This window comes from Achromobacter anxifer, assembly GCF_903652925.1.
Taxonomy (GTDB): Bacteria; Pseudomonadota; Gammaproteobacteria; order Burkholderiales; family Burkholderiaceae_B; genus Achromobacter; species Achromobacter anxifer.
Genome location: NZ_CAHLAR010000001.1, coordinates 348,557 through 365,324, shown reverse-complemented (window position 1 = coordinate 365,324; position 16,768 = coordinate 348,557). Strand labels below are relative to the sequence as shown.

12 protein-coding genes are annotated in these 16,768 nt (G+C 66.9%); 3 read left to right on the top strand and 9 right to left on the bottom strand.

Translation table 11 applies throughout. From position 1 onward, the window contains the following. Window positions 1–35: 35 nt before the first annotated feature. The 6 genes from HWY37_RS01720 to HWY37_RS01695 all read right to left on the bottom strand — a co-directional run bounded on the left by HWY37_RS01720 (window position 36) and on the right by HWY37_RS01695 (window position 7,728). Window positions 36–2,615, bottom strand: a complete 2,580-nt coding sequence (locus tag HWY37_RS01720) for a fimbria/pilus outer membrane usher protein (protein WP_176087705.1) — start codon at window positions 2,613–2,615, stop codon at window positions 36–38. A 129-nt stretch (window positions 2,616–2,744) separates the two neighbouring features. Then, the gene (locus HWY37_RS01715) at window positions 2,745–3,512 is read right to left on the bottom strand and encodes a fimbrial biogenesis chaperone (protein ID WP_175207545.1); all 768 of its coding nucleotides are present in this window, start codon (window positions 3,510–3,512) and stop codon (window positions 2,745–2,747) included. 133 nt (window positions 3,513–3,645) lie between these two features. Beyond that, window positions 3,646–4,179: a fimbrial protein gene (locus HWY37_RS01710; protein WP_175207544.1), complete on the bottom strand. Its 534-nt coding sequence runs from the start codon at window positions 4,177–4,179 to the stop codon at window positions 3,646–3,648. Between the two features lie 442 nt (window positions 4,180–4,621). Next, window positions 4,622–5,392 carry a phytanoyl-CoA dioxygenase family protein gene (locus HWY37_RS01705; protein WP_420872158.1) on the bottom strand — a complete coding sequence of 257 codons (771 nt, stop codon included), beginning with the start codon at window positions 5,390–5,392 and terminating at the stop codon, window positions 4,622–4,624. 5 nt (window positions 5,393–5,397) lie between these two features. Continuing rightward, complete coding sequence (locus HWY37_RS01700) at window positions 5,398–6,510, bottom strand: AI-2E family transporter (protein WP_175207543.1); 1,113 nt, start codon at window positions 6,508–6,510, stop codon at window positions 5,398–5,400. A 150-nt stretch (window positions 6,511–6,660) separates the two neighbouring features. Then, window positions 6,661–7,728, bottom strand: coding sequence for a LysR family transcriptional regulator (locus HWY37_RS01695; RefSeq protein WP_176087704.1), 1,068 nt, complete (start codon window positions 7,726–7,728; stop codon window positions 6,661–6,663). Window positions 7,729–8,112: 384 nt separating this feature from the next. Between HWY37_RS01695 and HWY37_RS01690 the strand changes: the two genes are divergently transcribed. The 3 genes from HWY37_RS01690 (at window position 8,113) to HWY37_RS01680 (ending at window position 14,105) form a co-directional block, all read left to right on the top strand. Then, window positions 8,113–9,309, top strand: coding sequence for an efflux RND transporter periplasmic adaptor subunit (locus HWY37_RS01690; RefSeq protein WP_176087703.1), 1,197 nt, complete (start codon window positions 8,113–8,115; stop codon window positions 9,307–9,309). A 25-nt stretch (window positions 9,310–9,334) separates the two neighbouring features. Further along, complete coding sequence (locus HWY37_RS01685) at window positions 9,335–12,550, top strand: efflux RND transporter permease subunit (RefSeq protein WP_175207540.1); 3,216 nt, start codon at window positions 9,335–9,337, stop codon at window positions 12,548–12,550. 76 nt (window positions 12,551–12,626) lie between these two features. Next, entirely contained in the window at window positions 12,627–14,105 is a 1,479-nt protein-coding gene (locus tag HWY37_RS01680; RefSeq protein WP_176087702.1) for an efflux transporter outer membrane subunit, read from the top strand. A gap of 86 nt (window positions 14,106–14,191) precedes the next feature. Here HWY37_RS01680 and HWY37_RS01675 read toward each other — a convergent pair whose 3' ends face one another. The 3 genes from HWY37_RS01675 to HWY37_RS01665 are packed head-to-tail and all read right to left on the bottom strand — an operon-like array spanning window position 14,192 to window position 16,728. Beyond that, window positions 14,192–14,599, bottom strand: a complete 408-nt coding sequence (locus HWY37_RS01675) for a RidA family protein (protein WP_175207538.1) — start codon at window positions 14,597–14,599, stop codon at window positions 14,192–14,194. Window positions 14,600–14,641: 42 nt separating this feature from the next. Then, window positions 14,642–15,067: an acyl-CoA thioesterase gene (locus HWY37_RS01670; protein WP_175207537.1), complete on the bottom strand. Its 426-nt coding sequence runs from the start codon at window positions 15,065–15,067 to the stop codon at window positions 14,642–14,644. Window positions 15,068–15,087: 20 nt separating this feature from the next. Next, window positions 15,088–16,728: an AMP-binding protein gene (locus HWY37_RS01665; protein WP_176087701.1), complete on the bottom strand. Its 1,641-nt coding sequence runs from the start codon at window positions 16,726–16,728 to the stop codon at window positions 15,088–15,090. Window positions 16,729–16,768 lie beyond the last annotated feature (40 nt).

Genomic DNA, 16,768 nt, shown 5'->3' with positions numbered 1-16,768 from the left:
CGATTCCGATCGACGATAGATATAGAGAGGAACTGCTAATTGCAGCGGGTTTCGACCTGCCAATAGCCGTCGGAACGCGTGTCTTTTTCCATGACTGGCAGCTCATAGTTCATGCGGCAACTGTCGTCAGGCTGCTCGCCCCATCTGACAGTCAATTGGCCCATGTCCAGCAGACCGCGGGCCAGGATACGGCTGGCCTGCCCGACCAGCCCGACCTCGACGCCGTGCTCGTCCTGCACGCTGGCACCGAAGGGCAGCGGCTTGCCGTCGGCCCGCAGGACCTGCAACATCGCTGACCGGCCCGAAACCGTGGCGTACCGCAGCATCGCGACCGCGCCTGCGCGCGGTGCCACCTGTTGGCTGGTGACCTGCAGCTCGACGTCGGTGGACAGGCCCTTGGGATCGATATCCACCGTGTTCATGCGATACGGCGTCAGATGCGGCACGACGGCGTAGCCGCGGCTGTTGACGCGCACGCCGGAGGCGTTGGGCAGGCGCGCGCCTTCCGCATCAGGCGCTTCGACGATGCCGAAGGTTTCCGACAGCGGCTGGGACAGCGTGAGACCACCCGGATGCACGACGACCGCCCCGCGCATGCCGACCGAGCTTTGCGAATAACCCGTCCCCACACCCGCGCTGCCCATGAAATCGGCGACCGGCGCGCGGTAAAGCATGCTGGCGCTGCCGCCGTTCATGCTGCCGCCCGAGCCGCCGGAAGCGTGGTCGGCGCTGAGACTGTATGACAGCTGATGATCCTCGCCCGTGGAGCCGGACAGCGTGCTTTGCAGCTGCATGCGCCCGTTGGAATCGCGTCCAGCATTGGTCGACAGACTGAGCGGGCTGCTCTTGCCCAGCGGAATGCTGAAGGTCGCATACACCGCGGTGCCCATCTGCTGGCGGCTGTCGCGCTGACGCTGGACGGTCAGGTTGTAGCCCATGCTCTTGTAGGTGTTGGCGTAGGCAATGCTGTAGTTCACGTCGCGGCCGTCGCGGTTCCAATGGTCCACGGCCGAGCCGGTAAGGTTGATGCTGCCGCGCTCTCCGCCCAGTTGCTGGCTGATGACGAGCGAAGCGCGGTTGCGCTCGCGCACCATGCCGCCGGAATAACGGTACTGGCCGTAGCCGTATAGCGAATTCATGGCTTCGTTCAGGCCGTAGAAGCCCCCAGTGGAATAGCGGTACGCCGCGATGGAGACGTTGGTGCCCGTGGCGGGCAGGCTCTTGGCGTAGCTGGCGCGCATGCTGGTGCCGGTATGCGTGGCGCCATTCATCGACAGGCGCGACTGGGTCGCGTCCAGGCCCACGGCGCCGAAGGACGTATTGAGGGTGCCGCCCAGCAGTGCCGAGGTGTAGTTCTGCGCCACGGTGGCGCCGGCATAGCCCGTCACCAGGTTGGACAGACCGCGCTGGTAGGTGGCCTGCACGAAATGCGGGCTTTTCGACAGCTGCTTGTTGCGCACGGCGCCGCCCGCCACGCTGTAGCGGCTCACCCCGGGACGCAGCGACATCGGCACGGCCGCGTAGGGCACGGAGAACGTGCGTACGCTGCCATCGGCTTCCTGGACCGACACGTCCAGGTCGCCGCCGTAGCCGGTGGCGTACAGATCGGTAATTTCGAAGGCGCCAGGCGCCACCGTGGTTTCGTAGATGATGGCCGAGTTCTGGCGGATGGTGACGCGCGCGTTGCTATTGGCCACGCCCCGCACCACCGGCGCGTAGCCGCGCATCGAGTCGGGCAGCATGCGGTCGTCGCTGGCCAGGCGCACGCCCTTGAAGGGCGTGGAGTCGAACAGTTCGCCGCTTGTGTAGGCTTCGCCCAGGGTCAACTGGGACGACAGCGCCACGATCTCGCGCTGCGCGTAGGTCGAGACGTTCTGATATTGGCGGCGGCCCTGGGAATCGAAAGAGTAGGAGCCATTGTGGCGCAGGCGCCAGTCGCCCAGGTTGGCGCCCGCGCGCAGGCCCAGATAGCCCTGCCGCTGCGTGCCGCCAAAGGCGTTGTTGCGGTAGTTGTACAGATTGAAGTCGTAATTCAGCATGGCCGCGTTCACGCCCGAGTCCCACAGTTCCGGACTGACATAGCCGCGAGCGTGACGGCTCATGGAGGCCTGGGGAATGCTCAGGTCCAGGCGTTGGTCGCCGAAGTCGAAATCACTGCCTGCGCCGGCGGCGATGTCGTCCAGACGCAGGCTGTCGCCTTGCGCCAGCTTGTCGGTCGCCTCGGCGGACAGCTTGCCCAGGTCGACACCGATGCGTTGCAGCAGCTGGCGGTCGAACACGGGCTGCGCCGCCGCCTCGCCGGCGACCGGCGCAAACGGCACATCCACACGGCCGACATAGCCCTGGTTGATGAACAGGTCCACCGAATAGTTGCCGGGCGCCGCCGCATTTCCTTTGGCAAAACGCGACAAGTCGGTACGCTGGCCCGCCCCCCCCATCAGAAAGGCGTCCTCGAACTCCACCGAGGCCACCATGTTCCCGGATGCGGCGGTGTCGGCGGCGCGCGCCTCCTGGTCATGCGCTGCCAGGGCCACCAGCAGTGCCGCGCACAAGGGCGTCAAGCGCAGGCTGGCGCAATCTCGCGTATGCAGGAGCTTTGAAAGGATTTGCTTCATGATGGCGGCGTTGAAAGAGTGGTGTCGGTGAAAACGCTGGGCAAACCCCTCCCCGGGATGCCGTTGCCGGCATCCATCGCAAAGAGGTTTTCTGGAAGGTGGCGCCGCGCGCTTGCGCGGCAGGCCGACTTAGCGCGCGGCGGGAGCGGGCCCCGCCGTCAAAGGCAGCGAACCTTCGACATTGGCGCCCCAGTCGTTGATGCTGTTGAACTTGACCTGGGCGCCGGCGGCAGGCGCGGACGTCATCCCCGCGATGGGGAAGAGCGCGGACTCGCCCGGCTTGACGTAGCCGGCGCCGGCGTCGAAGGACTGGCCGCCCGACTGCAGGCTCACCTTGCCCAGATTCACGACGTAGGGCGTGGGATTGCTGGCCTTCAGCGCGTAGCCCTTGCCCGCCGCGGCGGGAGCCACCTCCCAACGCAGCTGCGCCGGCGCCTCTTCAGCCAGGCCCGGCAGGCCTTGCGGGCGGTACATCACCTTGATGCGCGTGCGGAAAGCGATCTGCAGGCGGTTGGCGTCTTCGCCGGCCTGGGCCTTGGGCGGGACTTCCAGCACGTTGAGCCAGTACAGGCTTTCCTTGTCCTGCGCCATCGCTTCCTTGGTATGGATCAGGCGCAGCGTCTGCCCCTTGCCGGGGTCCACGCGGAAGATGGCGGGCGTCAGCATGAAGGGAACCTTCAGCTTTTCCGGCGCATCCGTGATGTTGCCGTCATCCAGCCAGGACTGGACCAACGCGGGCGTGCGGCCGTCGTTGCTCAGCTTGATGGTGACCTCGCGCTCTTGCGCCGGATAGATCACGCGCGTGCTGGCGATCACGACGCTGGCCTGCGCCTGGAGTGCGAAACAGCCCGCTGCGAGCGCTGCGGTGGCCATCAGGGTGCGGCGTAGATTTTTCATGATGTAGCCCTTGGTGGTGGATGCTGCGTGTATGGTCGGTTTCCTTCCAAGCCGTCTCGGGGAGCGGGGTGAGACGGCTTGCAGGGAAACACCTGCCTCGGCGGCCCCGGGAAGCGGCCGCCGAGGCGGCGCATTACTGGTAGGAGATCGAGTACTGCACGCGCGAGTTGGCTGCGCCAGCGGTGGCGCCGCCCAGCGAGTGGTATTCGACGAAGTAGTCCAGGTCAGCCTTGCCGTTGGCCAGGTTCACCGTCTGCGAGTTCTGCTGGCCGATGGCCGCGCCGGCCTTGATTTCGCCGAACGAGTCGTTCAGCAGGCCGAGTTCGACCTTGGTGGCGCCGCCTGCGTCAACGGTCAGACGACCCGTTTCCTGCGAAACGGTGGGGCCGCCTTCGAAGTGCACCGAAACCGGCTGGTCGGTGGTGCAACCGTTCAGCGCGATCTTGAACGGCGTGCGGCCGGCGGTGGAGCCCGCGGTTTCCAGCGCCTTGGTCGACACGGTGGGCAGCGCCACGGTGAAGTTTTCGCCGCCGTTGCCGCCGTTGATGGAGCAGGTGTTGGCGGTGATGTTGCCGGTGAATTCGATGGTGCCGTCAGCGGCGTGGGCGCTGGCGAAGGAGGCCAGGCCGGCGATGGCCAGGGCGGCGGTCAGGAGAGTCTTTTTCATGATGAGTCTTTTGAGTTGGGGTTTTGAGGTGAGGAGAAATCGCCGTTTCGGGCAGTTCCTTGCTGCGTACACTCCAGATGCAGGGCTGTTGGGGACTGGCCTTTTTCAGTTCGCGTACTCAACAACTGCATCGTAGATTTCGCCGCTTTGGCCGCCCATCGGGCTAGTCCGCTCCGATGCGCGCAAGACATAGGACTAGGCCCATTTTGTGAATACAGTCTCGCCAGCCCCTGCGAAAGACGCGCGCGATCAGGCCCGCCTTGACGCGCAATGCGGAAGAAAAAAAGAGGGTCGTTCCCCGTCCGGGCGCGAGTCCGGCCCCAGGCAGGGATCAATTCATGAGTGGCCGCGCCCGGCGCAATGGCGGGCGGGAAAATGGCGCCGCGGATGCGGCCCAGGATGGACAGGGCGGCGCCGCTGAACGCGGCGCCTGCCCATTACGTCAGGCTGCCCTAGTAGGCAAAGGCACGCCCGGCTGGCTGGCCGAACGCGTGCCCGGCAGCGGATGACAGGACTGCGGATGGTAGGTGTGCACCAGCGACAGCTTTACGCGGTCGCTGGCATTGCCCTGTGCCGCGTGCAGGGTGCGGCAATGGAAGAACACCACGTCGCCCGCCTGCAGTTCCGGACAGACCGCGCGGGCGATCCATTCGGCGTTCTGGGGCGCGTCGTCGCGGAAGAACTTCTGCTGGTCGAACTGTTCCGGCGCGAAGGCGGCGGCGTGCGAACCCGGGATGAAGGACAGGCCGCCGTTGGCGCGGGTTTCCGGGCCCAGCGCCAGCCAGGTGGACACCAGGTCCGTATCGGAAAACGACCAGTAGCGGATGTCCTGGTGCCAGCCCGTCAGGCTGCCATAGGCGGGGTGCTTGGTCATCACGCAGTTGTGGTGCACGGTGGACAGCACCGGCGTCTCGCCGAAGTAGCGTCCCAGCCACTGGCCGATGCGCGCATCGGCGGCCCATTGCGCGAACAAGGGATCGCGGCCGTAGGCGCCGAGCAGGCGCCGCACGGTCAGTCCGCCCTCGGCGGCGCGCGACTCGGGCGCGCCGGGATAGCGCAGGTCGGCTTCGTATTCGATGGGCGCGACGTGGTCGCGCAAATGGCGTTCGGCCACGGCGCGCAGCGCCGCCACCTGTTCCGGGCTGGCGAACTGGCGCGCCACCACGAAGCCCTGCTCGCGCAGGACGGCTATCTGATCATCAGGCAATAACATGGCATTCAGGTCGCGGGAGGATTCGCGGGAGGACTCGCAGGAGGATTGATGCGGGCGGCGTCGCGCTCCTGCACTTCATGGTGCACCCATTCGCGCCACACCGCCACCAGCAGGGCCATCAGCACCGGACCGACGAACAGCCCGACGATGCCCATGGTTTTCACGCCGCCCACCAGGCCGAAGAAGGTCGGCAGGAAAGGCAGCTTGACCGGCCCGCCCACCAGCCGCGGGCGCAGGGTCTTGTCGACGATGAAGAGTTCCACGCTGCCCCAGACCATCAGGGCAATGCCCGCCACCAGATGGCCCGAGCCCACCAGATACAGCGACACCAAGGTGAACGACAGCGGCGCGCCGCCGGGTATCAGCGCCATGAAGCCGGTGACCACGCCCAGCAGCACGGGCGACGGCACGCCGGCCACCCAGTAGGCAATGCCCAGCACCACGCCTTCGCCCAGGGCGATCAGGCCCATGCCGGTGACGGTGGAATTGATGGTGGCCGGCACCACGCGCGAGAAGCGCTGCCAGCGCGCGGGCAGGATGCGTTCGCCCAGCACGTCCAGCTGGGCCACCATGCGGATGCCGTCCTTGTAGACGAAGAACAGCGTGATCAGCATGAACAGCACCGTCAGCAGCAGCTGGAACACGTTGCCGGTGGCCGCCAGGACCATGCGGTAGATGTTGCCCAGGTGCTCGCCGCTGACGGCCTCGACCAGCGCGCCCAGCGCGTGGGGCTGGCCGATATAGGCTTCCCAGTACTGGCCCAGGCGTTCGCCCACCACGGGCATGGAGGTGATCCAGTTGGGCACGTCCACGCCATGGCGGTTGGCCGCGATGGCCCAGGCGAAGAAGGTGCTGGCTTCCTTGATGGCGTAGGACAGCGCGAACGACATCGGCACGATCAGCACGACGATCACCACCAGCAGCGCCAGCGAGGCGGCCAGCGCGGTGCGGCCGCCGCAACGGGCGACCAGGCGCTGGTAAAGGGGCCAACTGGCCAGGCCGATGATGAGCGCGGCAAGCGCGGGGACCAGGAAACCGCTAAGGAAGTACACCCCCGCCAACAGCACGAGCAACAACAGCCAACGGGCGATCAGGTAAGCGGGTAGTACAGGCTGCATGGAGCGGACCGACAGTAAGTTTGTTGTAGGCTTTGACTGTCGGACTATACAGACGTTTCGTTTAATTCGAGGGACGCAAGGCCTGTATTTACTACGGGGTTTCCCGTGTTCCCCTGGGTGGAGGGCGCGCCCGCCCTCCACGCCGGATACTTATAGCGCGTACTCCGCGGCCTCTTCACGCGCGCTGCGGCGGCGCGGCGGCATGTATTCCTCCAGCGCCGGCCTGGGCGCGGTGGATGCCAGCGTGCCGGCCTGGCTGACCTGGCGCGCGTAGACGCCGCAACTGGCGGCGGCCGGATCGGTCTCGTCGCGGCCGCTGAGCAACGGGCAGCTGGCGAACAATTCAGCGGTCCAGTCGGCAAAGGCGCGCACCTTGGGCGACAGCTGCCGGCTTTGCGGATACAGCACCGAGATCGCGGTGGGGCTGGGCTTCCACTGCGGCAGCACTTCGATCAGTTCGCCCGATTGCAGGTGCGGCAGCGCCATGTAGCGGGGCGTCTGGATCAGGCCGAAGCCCTTCAGCCCGCAATCCAGGTAGGCGCCGGCCTCGTTCACCGACACCGTGCCCTTCATTTCCACTTCCTGGTGCTTGCCGTCCACCTTGAAATCCCAGGCGCAGTTGCGCCCGGTGCGGCTGGAAAAATAGTGCACGGCGTGGTGGTCGCGCAGCGCGTCCAGGGTCTGCGGCAGGCCGTGGCGCGCCACATAGGTGGGCGAGGCGCAGGTCACGCTCTGCAGGGTGCCGATGCGGCGCGCGACCAGGCTGGAATCCTCCAGGTCGCCGGCGCGGATCACGCAGTCCACGGCTTCCTGCACCATGTCCACCGGGCGGTCGCCCAGGCCCAGCACCAGCTCCACGTCGGGGTACTTGTCGTGGAAATCACACAATGAAGGAATCAGGATCAGCCGCCCGATGCAGGTCGGCACGTCGATGCGCAGCCGGCCCTTCAGGCGCAGCGCCGCTTCCTGGAAGCAGGCCTCGGTTTCCTCGACGTCCGCCAGGATGCGCACGCAGTGCTGGTAATAGCCCGCGCCGTCCGGAGTCAGCCCGATGCGGCGCGTGGTGCGGTTGAGCAAACGCACGCCCAGCAGGCGTTCGAGATTCTGGATGATGGTGGTGACGGTGGTGCGCGGAAGCGAGAGGCTGTCGGCCGCCCGGGTGAAGCTATTGGCGTCCACGACGCGCACAAACACCTGCATAGCCTGAAAACGGTCCATGGCGACGGTGTCCTTTTGGGAATAAGTCGGTGTGGACGGAGCATAACCCGATTTCCACATCGATTAGTCGATTCTGACGACTAGTGTTGCCGAAACATAAGGGTTTATCCGACCCCGTAAAGCACTCAGAATGCAAACCATCTTGAAGTGCCCTTGCCGCCAGGCGTCATCAAAGGGCATGCCTATCCTCTGATTCCGGTACCCGCAAGGACCCGCCCCGCCAAGGCGCCCTTGCCTGGGATGCGCAGCCCCGCTGCATGTTGCATCGCAGCATTCCCGCCGGATCCCCAGGACAGGCCTGCCCCCCGCCGCCGCAGCCGCCTCCCGCCCCCAGGCCCCCCAAGGCAAGCGCGCTTTCGCCCCATCATCTCTCAAGGAAACACCATGGTTTCGCGCAATCGCATTGCTGTTCTCGCCGTATTCGCAGCCGTCATCGCCGCCGGCGGCGGCTACGCCCTGTTCCGCGCCCCGGCCGGCGCCAACGCCGCCCAGGCGCAAACCGCTCCCTCCGCCCCGTCCGTCGAGGTGGCCGAGGTCCTGAACAAGACCATCGTGGACTGGCAGCGCTACTCGGGTCGCCTGGAAGCCATCGACCGCGTCAACATCCGCCCCCTGGTGTCGGGCACCCTGACCGCCGTGCACTTCCAGGACGGCAGCATCGTCAAGAAGGGCGACGTGCTCTTCACCATCGACCCGCGCCCCTACGCGGCCGAGGTGGACCGCGCCGCCGCCGCCCTGACCGCCGCCAAGGCCCGCGCTTCGTACACCGCCAGCGAACTGGCCCGCGGCCAGCGCCTCCTGACCGACAACGCCATCGCCCGCCGTGACTTCGAGGAAAAGCAGAACGCCGCGCGCGAGGCCGCCGCCAACCTGCAGGGCGCGCAGGCCGCGCTGGACTATGCCCGCCTGAACCTCGGCTACACCCGCATCGAAGCCCCCGTGGCCGGCCGCGTGTCGCGCGCCGAAGTCACCGTGGGCAACGTGGTGGCCGCTGGCGCCGCGTCCGTGCCGCTGACCACCCTGGTGTCGGTGTCCAAGATGTACGCCTCGTTCGACGTGGACGAACAAACCTTCCTGCGCTACGTGAACCCGGCGCGCAACGGCCGCAACGGCGCGGTGCCGGTCGAGCTGGGCCTGGCCAACGAGGAAGGCTATTCGCGCACCGGCGTCGTGCAATCCGTGGACAACCGGCTGGACGCCACGTCCGGCACGATCCGCGTTCGCGCCGAGTTCGACAACAGCGACGGCCTGCTGCTGCCCGGCCTGTACGCCCGCGTCCGCCTGGGCGGCAGCGAGCCGCGCCAGGCCGTGCTGATCGATGAAAAAGCCATCGGCACCGACCAGGACAAGCGCTACGTGCTGGTGCTGGACGACAAGAACCATGCCGTCTACCGCCAGGTCAAGCTGGGCGCCAACCAGGAAGGCCTGCGAGTGGTCGATTCCGGCCTTGCCGCCGGCGAGCGCATCGTCGTCAACGGCCTGCAGCGCATCCGTCCCGGCGACGCCGTGACCCCCACCGTGGTCCCCATGGTTGCGGCCCAACGCAACCCGGTCAAGACCGCCTCGGCCAATCTGAACTGAGCCGGCGCGTCTAACGAGAACGTCCATGAATATCTCGAAATTCTTCATTGACCGGCCGATCTTCGCCGGCGTGCTGTCGGTCCTGGTGCTGCTGGGCGGCCTGCTGGCCATGTTCCAGCTGCCCATCTCCGAATATCCGGAAGTGGTGCCGCCCTCGGTCGTGGTGCGCGCGCAGTATCCGGGCGCCAACCCCAAGGTCATCGCCGAAACCGTGGCCTCGCCGCTGGAGGAATCCATCAACGGCGTCGAGGACATGCTGTACATGCAGTCGCAGGCCAATAGCGACGGCAACCTGACCCTGACGGTGAACTTCAAGCTGGGCGTGGACCCGGACAAGGCCCAGCAGCTGGTGCAGAACCGCGTGTCGCAGGCGCTGCCGCGCCTGCCGCCGGACGTGCAGCGCCTGGGCGTGACCACTGCCAAGAGCTCGCCCACGCTGACGCTGGTGGTGCACCTGATCTCGCCCAACGACCGCTACGACATCACCTACCTGCGCAACTACGCCATCCTGAACGTGAAGGACCGCCTGGCCCGCATCACGGGCGTGGGCGAAGTGACCGTGTGGGGCTCGGGCAACTACTCCATGCGCGTCTGGCTGGACCCGCAGAAGGTCGCCCAGCGCGGTCTGACCGCCAGCGAAGTGGTCGCCGCCATCCGCGAACAGAACGTGCAGGTCGCCGCCGGCGTGATCGGCGCGTCCCCGACCCTGGGCGACGTGCCGCTGCAGCTGAACGTGAACGCGCGCGGCCGCCTGCAAAGCGAAGAGGAGTTCCGCGACATCATCCTGAAGACCTCGCCCGACGGCGCCGTGACGCACCTGTCGGATGTGGCCCGCGTGGAGCTGGACGCGCAGGAATACGGCCTGCGCTCGCTGCTGGACAACAAGCAGGCGGTGGGCATGGGCATCATGCAGTCGCCGGGCGCCAACGCGCTGGACGTGTCCAGCCAGGTGCGCGCCGCGATGGCCGAGCTGTCGCAGGATTTCCCGCCGGGCGTGGAATACCGCATCGAATACGACCCCACCCAGTTCGTGCGCGCCAGCATCAAGGCCGTGGTGACCACGCTGCTGGAAGCCATCGCCCTGGTGGTGCTGGTGGTGATCCTGTTCCTGCAGACCTGGCGCGCCTCCATCATCCCGCTGCTGGCGGTGCCCGTGTCCATCGTGGGCACCTTCGCCCTGCTGCTGATGTTCGGCTACTCCATCAACGCGCTGTCGCTGTTCGGCATGGTGCTGGCCATCGGCATCGTGGTGGACGATGCCATCGTGGTGGTGGAAAACGTGGAACGCAACATCGCGGCGGGCCTGAGTCCGCGCGACGCGACCTATCGCGCCATGCGTGAAGTCAGCGGCCCCATCATCGCCATCGCGCTGACGCTGTGCGCGGTGTTCGTGCCGCTGGCCTTCATGACGGGCCTGACCGGCCAGTTCTACAAGCAGTTCGCCATGACCATCGCCATCTCGACGGTGATCTCGGCCTTCAACTCGCTGACCCTGTCGCCCGCGCTGTCGGCCATCCTGCTCAAGAGCCACCACGACAAGCCCGACTGGCTGACCCGTGGCATGAACCGCGTCTTCGGCCGCTTCTTCAACTGGTTCAACAATATGTTCGGCCGCGCGTCCGAGTCCTACGGCACGGGCGTGACCCGCGTGATCCGCCGCAAGGCCGGCGCCATGGGCGTGTACGCGGTGCTGGTGGCCGCCACCCTCGGCGTCTCCTACCTGGTGCCCGGCGGCTTCGTGCCCGCGCAGGACAAGCAGTACCTGATCGCTTTCACGCAGCTGCCCAACGGCGCCTCGCTGGACCGCACCGACGCGGTGATCCGCCACATGAGCGACATCGCCCTGAAGGAACCGGGCGTGCAAAGCACCATCGCCTTCCCCGGCCTGTCGATCAACGGCTTCACCAACAGCTCCAGCGCCGGCATCGTGTTCGTCATGTTGAAGCCGTTCGAAGAGCGCAAGGGCGCCGCGCTGTCGGGCAACGCCATCGCAGGCTCGCTCAACCAGAAGTTCTCGGCCATCCAGGACTCGTTCGTCGCCGTGTTCCCGCCCCCGCCCGTGATGGGCCTGGGCACGCTGGGCGGCTTCAAGTTCCAGATCGAGGACCGCAGCGCCGCCGGCTACGCCGAACTGGACAAGGCCAAGCAAGCCTTCCTGGAAAAGGCGCGCCAGACGCCGGAACTGGGCCCCGCCTTCTCCAGCTACGAGATCAACGTGCCGCAGCTGGACGTGGACCTGGACCGCGTCAAGGCCAAGCAGCTGGGCGTGCCGGTGACGGAAGTGTTCGACACCATGCAGATCTACCTGGGCTCGATGTACGTCAACGACTTCAACCGTTTCGGCCGCGTCTTCCAGGTGCGGGCGCAGGCTGACGCGCCGTTCCGCGCGCACTCCGACGACATCCTGCAACTGAAGACCCGCAACGCCGCCGGCGAAATGGTGCCGTTGTCCTCGCTGGTCACCGTCAAGCAGACCTATGGTCCGGAAATGGTCGTTCGCTACAACGGCTACACCGCCGCCGACATCAACGGCGGTCCGGCGCCCGGCTATTCGTCCGACCAGGCCCAGGCCGCGGCCGAACGCGTGGCCGCCGAGACCCTGCCGCGCGGCATGAAGATGGAATGGACCGACCTGACCTACCAGCAGATCCTGGCGGGCAACGCCGGCCTGTGGGTGTTCCCGATCAGCGTGCTGCTGGTGTTCCTGGTGCTGGCCGCGCTGTACGAAAGCCTGACCCTGCCGCTGGCCGTGATCCTGATCGTGCCGATGAGCATCCTGGCCGCGCTGACGGGCGTCTACCTGACCGGCAACGACAACAACATCTTCACGCAGATCGGCCTGATGGTGCTGGTGGGCCTGTCGGCGAAGAACGCGATCCTGATCGTGGAATTCGCCCGCGAACTGGAAATGAACGGCCGCAGCGCGCTCGAAGCCGCCATCGAAGCCAGCCGCCTGCGCCTGCGCCCCATCCTGATGACGTCCATCGCGTTCATCATGGGCGTGGTGCCGCTGGTGCTGTCCTCGGGCGCGGGCTCCGAGATGCGCCAGGCCATGGGTATCGCCGTGTTCTTCGGCATGCTGGGCGTGACCCTGTTCGGCCTGTTCCTGACGCCGGTGTTCTACGTGCTGCTGCGCACGCTGGGCGGCAAAAAGCTGCACTCCGCCGCGCCGCACGAGGCTCCGGTGTGCGTGCCGCACCTGGACCCGAACGCGCCGCCCGCCCCGCAGCCCCACGCCTGAGCCGGCAGACCAGAAGAAGCATAGCCAGCGCCTTCCGCCCCCGGCGGCGGAAGGCGCCCACAAGAGAATAGTCATCATGATCAAAAGACTGACCCGCGGTTCCGCCCTGCTTGCCGTCCTGCTCGTGCTGGCCGGCTGCGCGGCGGGCCCCACCTACGAACGGCCCTCGGCCGCGGTGCCCGCGGCCTTCAAGGAAGCCGCCCTGCCCGCTTCTGAAGCCGGCACCTGGAAAACCGCCGAGCCGTCCGAGGACGCGCTGCGCGGCGCCTGGTGGAAGGTCTTCGGCGACGAAGGCCTGAACCAGTTGCAGGAAGAAGCCCAGAAGGCCAACCAGAACCTGCAGGCCGCCGCCGCCCGCCTGACCCAGTCGCGCGCGTTGCAACGCGAGGCCCGCGCCGGTTTCTTCCCCAACCTGGACGCCGCCTTCGGCCCCAACCGCCAGCGCCCCTCGGCCGTGTCGCAGGGCCTGCCCGACGGCACCCCGACCAACGCCGTCACCACCTGGCGCGTGCAGGGCGCGGTGTCCTACGAAGCGGACCTGTTCGGCCGCGTGGCCTCCACCTACGACGCCGCCAGCGCCGATGCGCAACAGAGCGAGGCGCTGTACCGCTCGGTGCTGCTGGCCTTGCAGGCCGACGTCGCCACCACCTACTTCCTGGTGCGCGAACAGGACGCCGAATCGCAGCTCTACCGCCAGACGGTCAAGCTGCGCACCGACACCCTGCAACTGATCCAGCGCCGCTACGACGCCGGCGACATCAGCGAGCTCGACCTGGCCCGCGCCAAGGCCGAGCTCGCCAGCGCGCAGTCCGAGGCCCTGGGCATCGACCGCCGCCGCGCCGCGTCCGAACACGCCCTGGCCGTGCTGCTGGGCCGCGCCCCGGCGGATTTCGCCATGCCCGCGCAGCCGATCCAGAAGGTCGCACTATCGATCCCGGCCGGCCTGCCGTCCACCTTGCTGGAACGCCGCCCCGACATCGCCGCCGCCGAACGCGCCATGGCCGCCGCCAACGCCCGCGTCGGCGCGGCCAAGTCCGCCTTCTTCCCGCGCCTGGACATCACCGGCGCCTTCGGCTACGAGTCCTCGGAACTCGGCAACCTGTTCCAGTGGTCCAGCCGCACCTTCCTGCTGGGTCCCCTGGTCGGCGCCGCCCTGTCCATGCCCATCTTCGACGGCGGCCGCCGCCAGGCCGGCCTGGACCGCGCCCGCGCCGTCTACGAGGAAGACGTGGCCGTCTACCGCCAGACCGTGCTGAACGCGTTCCGTGAGGTGGAAGACAATCTAGCCAACCTGCGCATCCTGGCCGACCAGACCAAGGCTCAGGACGCTGCCGTCGACGCCGCCGCCCGCGCCGCCAAGCTCTCGCACACGCAATACCGCGAAGGCTCGATCAGTTATCTCGACGTGATCGAAGCCGACCGCAGCGTGCTGCTGCAGCAGCGCGTCGCCGTGCAGCTCAGCGGCGAACAGGCCCGCTCCGCCGTGGGCCTGATCCGCGCCATCGGCGGCGGCTGGGAAAATCCCGTGCCGCCCGAGACCGTGGCGGCCAAGTAGGAATGCGCCCGGGGCATCCCGGGCAGCCAAAAAAACGCCGACGGCCAGAACACGACTGGCCGTCGGCGCTCAGGAGCAACCCGCGATTACTGCGCCGGCACCACGGCGGTAACCTCAATCTCCACCTTGGCGCGGTCCTCGACCAGATCCGCCACTTCCACCGCCGTCATCGCCGGAAAATGCCGCCCGATGAACTCGCGGTAGTGCTTGCCGATGGCCGGATAAGCCGCCACATACTCGTTCTTGTCCGTCACGTACCACGTCATCCGGACGATATGCTCAGGCTTGGCGCCACCCTCGGCCAGAATCGCGACGATGTTCGCCAGCGTCTGGCGCACCTGGTCAGCCAGATCGTCCGACTCGAACTGCTGCTGGCCATTCCACCCCACCTGTCCGCCCACAAACACGAGCTTGCTGCCCACCTGCATTTCGGTGAGCACGCCATTCGAATAGCCCCGGGGCGCCATCCAATCCGGCGGTTGCAGAATCTTCATAACGTCATCCTATATTTGAGTAAAGCAAACGATCCCCGCCGCTTACGCCGCGGGAACCAGATAAGCCTGCATGCGTTCCCGCAGATCCGCAGGCAGCGGTGTGGACTTCATGGTCCGCAAATCCACCGTCACGATCGTCAGCGTCGCCGACAAACGCAACTGGCCATCCGGCCCCTCGAAACGCACCAGCGCCTTGAACGACGCGCCGCCGATGCGCTGCACTTCCAGCACCTGGCGCAAACGTTCGTGCCAGCGGCTGGGCGCGCTGAAATCGCACTGCACCGACGCCATCGGCGTGCCGATGTGCCGTTCCACGTGCAGCGCATGAAACGGCAGGCCCATGCCCTTGTCGAACCACTCCTCGACAAAGTCATTGATCATCTCGAAATAGCGCGGGTAGAACACGATGCCCGCCGGGTCGCAATGACGGAAGCGGACTTCGACCTGGCTGATGAAAGGGGCTGCCATGGAAATTCCTTGTTGCCGGTTCAGGCCATCTTGCGCAGCGCAAAGCGCTGCAGCTTGCCGGTTTCGGTGCGCGGCAGCGCGTCGACAAACTCGATGGCGCGGGGATACTTGTAGGGCGCGATATTCGCCTTCACGAACTGCTGCAGCGTCGCCACCAGTTCGCTGCCGGCCTGATAGCCCGGCTTGAGCACCACGAAAGCCTTGACCACCTGGCCGCGCTCGTCGTCCGCCGCGCCTACCACGCCGCACTCCGCCACGGCCTCGTGGCGCAGCAGCGCGTCCTCGACCTCGGGTCCGGCGATGTTGTAGCCCGCCGAAACGATCATGTCGTCATTGCGCGCCTGATAGAAGAGGTAGCCGTCGTCGTCCTGCAGGAAGGTATCTCCCGGCAGGTTCCAACCCTTCTGCACGAAACGCAGCTGGCGCTCGTCGGCCAGATAGCGGCAGCCGGTGGGGCCCTTGATCGCCAGCCGGCCCACGGTGCCGTTGGGCACGGGATTCATGTCGTCATCGACGATCTGCGCCACATAACCCGGCACCACCCGGCCGATGGCCCCGGCCCGGACCGATTCCGGCGGGCTGGACACGAACACGTGGATCATTTCCGTGCCGCCAATGCCGTCGATCATCTCGATGCCGCTGGCCTGCTTCCAGAGCTGGCGGGTGGCGTCCGGCAGGGCCTCGCCCGCCGACACGCTCTTCTTCAGCGACGACAGGTCGAACTTGTCTACCAGCGCCGCCATCTGGCGATAGAAGGTGGGCGCGGTGAACACGATGGTGGCGCGGAAATCCTGGATCAGCTGCAGCAGGCTTTCCGGCGACAGCTTCTCGGCCAGCACCGTGCTGGCGCCCACGCGCAGCGGGAAGCACAGCAGTCCGCCCAGGCCGAAGGTGAAGGCCAGCGGCGGCGTGCCGCAGAAAATGTCGTCCGGCCCCGGCTTGATGACGTGCTTGGGGAACAGGTCGCACATCGCCAGCACGTCGCGGTGGAAGTGCATGCAGCCCTTGGGCGCGCCGGTGGTGCCGCTGGTGAAGGCGATCAGGCAGACGTCGTCGGCCGCCGTGTCGCAGGCCTTGTAGTCGTCCGGCTTGGCCGCGGCCAGCGCGTCCAGCGCGGCAGGCGCCGTGTCGTTGAAATACATGATCTTCGTCAGGCCGGGGCAGTGATGCTCGTGCGTGGCCTGCGCGCAGAACTCCACCTCGTCCTTCAAGCGTATGTCGCACAGCACGGCCTGGATCTGCGCCTTGTCGATGATCTGCTTGAGCTCCTTGGCGCGCAGCAGCGGCATGGTCGGCACGGTCACCAGCCCCGCCTTGATCGCGGCCAGCCAGGACGCCGCCATCATGGGGTTGTTCGGCCCGCGCAGCAGCAGGCGGTTGCCGGGCACCAGCCCCATGTCCTCGCTCAGCACGCGCGCGATGCGGTTGCTCAGCGCGGCCAGCTCGCGATAGGTCATCGTGGCCGGCTTGCCGTCCTGGCTCCAGCGCAGGGCGACGCGCTCGCCGTGGCCACACTCGACCATGGCGTCCACCAGCTCGACCGCGCAATTGAAGCGTTTCGGATAGGCCACGTCGGGGCCGTCGAGCAGGAACTCTGGCCATTGTTCGCCCGGGGGCAGATTGTCCCGGGCGAAAGTGTCGATGTGGGCGGATGCTTCCATGAAATTCCCCTTGGCTGGTGCGGTGTTTTTGCTGTGCCGG